Origin of the sequence: Helicobacter sp. 12S02634-8 (genome assembly GCF_002272865.1) — a bacterium.
Classification (GTDB): Bacteria; Campylobacterota; Campylobacteria; order Campylobacterales; family Helicobacteraceae; genus Helicobacter_J.
This window is the reverse complement of sequence record NZ_MLAP01000027.1, coordinates 1-4,774: the sequence shown is the minus strand read 5'-3', so window position 1 is coordinate 4,774 and position 4,774 is coordinate 1. Positions and strand designations below refer to the sequence as shown.

2 protein-coding genes and 1 pseudogene are annotated in these 4,774 nt (G+C 41.2%); all 3 read left to right on the top strand.

Translation table 11 applies throughout. The annotated features are described in order from the left end of the window. A pseudogene (locus BKH46_RS09060) lies at positions 1 to 109 on the top strand (peroxiredoxin); the annotation flags it as partial. 816 nt (positions 110 to 925) lie between these two features. Then, complete coding sequence (locus tag BKH46_RS09585; RefSeq protein ID WP_172402619.1) at positions 926 to 1,093, top strand: hypothetical protein; 168 nt, start codon at positions 926 to 928, stop codon at positions 1,091 to 1,093. Positions 1,094 to 1,317: 224 nt separating this feature from the next. Then, positions 1,318 to 4,774 (top strand): hypothetical protein (locus tag BKH46_RS09050; RefSeq protein ID WP_143428950.1); only part of this gene is annotated, 3,457 nt, incomplete at its 3' end.

Below are 4,774 nucleotides of genomic sequence, written 5' to 3'. Positions count from 1 at the left end.
AGAAAATGGCGAGGTATGCCCTGCTGGCTGGAGAAAAGGCGATAAAGGTATGAAAGCCACCCATCAAGGTGTTCAAGAATATCTCTCTCAAAACGCTTCTAAACTCTAAAGCCTTATGCTCTAAGCTCTTGCTTAGGGCTTCTCTCCATTAATTTTTCTTGTTTATTTTCACTGGGATTCTAAAGAATCCTAAAGACCTACCTTTTTATTTTGAAAACCTTTCAAGCTCTTTAGCAAATAGAATAATCAATTAAATCCAAAAATATTTTTAAAACTCTTTTCTTAGGAGGGGGAGGGTTCTACTTAGTCAAAGCTAGCCCTCCCCCTTCCTAAAACCTGCCCCCACCCACTGCACGCAAAGGCAAAATGCAGAAAGGCGAAAACCTCGGATTGGAGAGCTGTCTTTGCTCGCCCTAAAGCCAAGGGTGTAAAAAGAGGGAGACAAGATTGCAGAAGTGCGAACCTCTGAAAACGAGTTGATGAACGACAAAGTCGGGAATAACTCTATCCTTTAGGAACGCAAGGGATTTTTAATCCCTGAAGTGGTCTTAGGATTTCATAAAGAAATCCCAATAAAAATAGATAGGTGGAGGATTGCGAGCTTCCCCTCTATCGTTTGATAATGGTTTGCCGAAAAAAGAGTTTTTTCGGGGCTAAGGTCTTGACCCACCCACCCATTATGTTAGGGGAGGATAAACCCCTTTTTTGAGATTAAAAAAATGTTTTTTAGTTAAATACAATCTATTAAAAAGAGAGGGGAGGGCGAGCGAAAAATCCCCCCCAACCCCAAAAACAACAAAAATTTTCACAATAAAAATTTTCCACTAAATTTGTGCATTTTGGTATTTTTACCCCCCCCCCCCCCTTGACTTTCATATTTTTTTACTCTAAACTATTCTTACGAAAAACTTTCAAAAGGATTTTTATGAAAAAGAGTAGCTGTACTAATGTCTATAATGCCCTAGAAAATACCCAATCCACTGCTACAGCAGCCAAAAATACTCCAAGAGCTACAACCAAAAATACTATCCAAAATGATATATCCCTAGACTCAAGCCTTACAATGGCCCCCCCCCTAATAGCAAATCTTTAAAAGCAAGCGCAAGCACACCAAGCACAAACAATAAAACACCACGCACCCTAAAAGCCCGAACTCTAAAAACCTCCAAATTTTCAAGCGATGGAGTTGCAAGCGACAGTGCCTCAAGCACCAAAACACCCCAAGCCTCAATCACAGCCAAATCCTCAAAAACCTCCAAAGCCAAAGCCCTAAAAAAGCCCTTTACACCGCTATTTTCCTTTGTCCTTGCAGCCTTTTTGTTTCCTTTCTCAGGAGATATCGCGCAAGCAGATAATTTTTTTGGTGATCAAAATTGCACCTTAGGCTCTGCTGTTTCTTGCATTGGTGCAAAAACTGACTATCATAATGTTGTACTCACGCACTCCAAGGATACTGATACTGCTACCTTTTCTCTCCAGCTCGACTGGGCAGACAACGCTAATCTCACTGCCAATAAAATGGCCGTTACAGCCATCAATGTTTCTAACAAAGACAATGCAGGTAGCCTTGTTACCAAATTTAAAGATTCTGTATGGATAGGGAATTTTACCAACACAGATGGTGGTCAATACGGCTGGGCAGACTTCACCTTCACGGGCAACTATAACGGCAACACTTCAAGCATGAGTAAATACAAGGGTTATGCCTTTGTGGGCGATGTTACTGCGAATCGTTATGCTAAATTCACCTTTGATAATGCAAAGATGAAAGGCAATTGGACACAAACAAATATTGCTGGGGGCACTTCTACAACGCTTGTCTTTAAAAATGGCAGTTCCCTTGTGGGTAGCGACCAAACTTCTAATGGCACTACAACGCAGAAAAATTCTCAAATTATGGTTACAGATAATACTTTTAACCTCACATTGATTGGCTCTACTGCTAAAGCTGACCTCAAGACACAAATGTCTGCTTGGAGTAACTCTCCCACAGCCAATATTGCGTTGTTTAATGGCTCAAACTACTCTGGAAACATCACTTCATCAAGCTACCTCAATCTCAGTGCCATAGACTCTGTCTTTACGGGCAACCTCGACCACGGTAAAGGTCTTGTTGGCTCTTCTTACTCTGGCACCCCCAAAGCTACAATCAACTTCAAACGCTCTAGTTTCACAGGAAAAATTACCAATAAATATAATTCACTATCAGAAGCTACCATTATCGATGCCACTTTCTCTGGAAACGGCGCTAACACTAACGGGGAACAATACGCATTAAAGGGGGATATTGAAAACCAAGCAGGACGTGTGACCTTTAATTTCAAAGACGGTGCCATCTGGGATGGGAAATACACAGCCCAACAACGCACTAATAATACTTCTCGCGTGCAAGCTGTCTTTAACTTCGACAATGCCACCCAAAAAGACTCTAACTCCAATACCATCTCTAATAACAGCACGCTTTTAACCATCAATGCTAAAAACAACTCCAAAGTTGGCGCTGTGACTTTAAATGGCAATACAAGCAATATCAACTTTGATACCAAATCCACCCTCAAAGGCTTAACCATCTCTGGGGGAACAAATAATGTTGTCTTTAAAGGAGGTTCTAGCATTGGGACTAATGGTCTTAATGTCTCAGGAGGCACAAGCACGATTAGCTTTTCAGATTCTTCTTCTGTAAATGGTAATATCAATCTAACCAATGGCACAAGCACACTAAATATCGATGCTAAAAACACAAGCTTCAAAGATATCAAAGCCATAGGAGCTAATACCAAATTCATAGCCAACTTTGATACTACATCTGTTGGCGCCCTCCAAGCCACCAATTCTGCTTCTTCTGCTAATTTTAAAAATATGGCAGGACTTAGTATCGGTAAAATCTCAGGCAATGGAACTGATCAAACCACCAATGGCTATGCAGGCACACTCACAGGCGTGCTTGACTTTGTCCCTAAAGCTAACGGAACTAGTGGCTCTGAAGCCAAATCTCTCTCCATCTCTGATATCATCATCAAAGATTCTAACAACAATGTCCATCTAACACTCAACTTTGGTGGGGCTGATAGTGATGGCAAACTAAAAGGTAAAAACTCTAACACAAGCATTAGTAATATCAAAGGAGGGGGCACAAACTCTTCTGTAGTCTTCTCTGATGTCGGTAGCTTTGACTTCTCAAAAGCCGCCCCCACTAATGATGGCTCTGAAAATGGCGATACCACAAATGCTAACAATGGCTACAAAGGTCAAACTCTAGATCTTGCCCTAAAAACTGCCACTAATATCGATGTCTCTAGTTTCACTGGCGCCCTAGGCTTAGAAAAAACCTCAATCATCTTAGATACAAATTCAGCTTTGGCTAAATCTGTTACCACATCTGGCTCTAATGATTCAAGTGATAGCAGTGATTCAAGCCAAGCCCAAACAGGAATTCTCTCTGATTCAACTAAAAATCTCTCCATCACCTTTGGGAATGCCACGATTCAAAAAGACTCTATGGGAAATGTTGTCTATGACTCTGCAAATAGACCCATGATTCTTGCTAATGAAGGAGATAAGTCCTTTACCCTCACACAAAGTGATAAAACCCATACCAAAAAAGAAAACAGCAATACAAATGGCACCACCAATGGCATTACAGAATACACCGATGGCTATGTAGAAGGGGTTAGCTCAGATGGAAACATTGGCTTTGATAATGATAATTTCAAAAAAACCATTGCCTTTGTCTATAAAGATGGCACCTTTAAAAAAGGTCAAAGTGGCTATACAGGCACAATCCTAGGAGGCACAACAGATTCAAGCTATAGCTTTTATAATGCAGGGACTATCCAGTATGAAAACCTCTATAGAGCCCTAGGGACTCTCAATCTCATCAACACAGAACTCAATGGAATCATTGGAGGCTCCACTAAAGGAGAAGACTCCAGCCTCAAACCAAGAGATGTAGCCATTGCCTTTGATTATTCTAAACGCGCTGATGGCTCCAATCCCTCCATTGGAGGCTTAGCGATTGTCGGCCAAGGCACACACAATATTTCCTTTGATTTTACAAATAATACAGGCACTACTATCACCACTGCCAATAATGGAGATAACAACAACAATAGTGCTAGCAGCTATATCGGTCAGACTGTTAAATTTGCAGGCTCGATTTTAGGAGGAGACACCACAAATCCATCTAAAAACAATATCACCATCTATAACCTAGGGGGCATGGATAACACCAAGAAAAGCTCTAATACCCAAGCAGGCAACACCACAGAAGATAGTGGAAATGGAGGGAGCGAGGGAGAAAGTGATAAAAATACCACCACCCCCTATGGAATCCTCAATGCACTCAATAATGCAGGTTTCATTGCTATCAACAATAAAAACCCTTTAGATATTGAAGCTGATAAATGGAAAGACAAAGAAAGCTCAAGTGGAGACACCGAGCAAGGTGTGTATAAAGATGATAAAAAAGATATTGCTAAAGGCTCTACCATTGCTATCTATGGCTCTAGCCTCACAGGCAATCTCAAAGAAGACAACTATAGTCTCAATCTTAATTTCTACAGCGCTAATGAAGCAGCCAAAGTCACTGGCCTCAATGGTCTCTCCCACGCCCTAGAAGCCTCAAGCTTCAATGGCAATCTCATTGACCTCTCCAAAAACCCCTATGACCAAACACTCACATTTGTTGGCAAAGGCTCGATTAACGCAAGCTCTAATGGCAACACCAATACAAATAATGAAGCTTTAGTCATCAAACTCTCAGACACCAAACTCA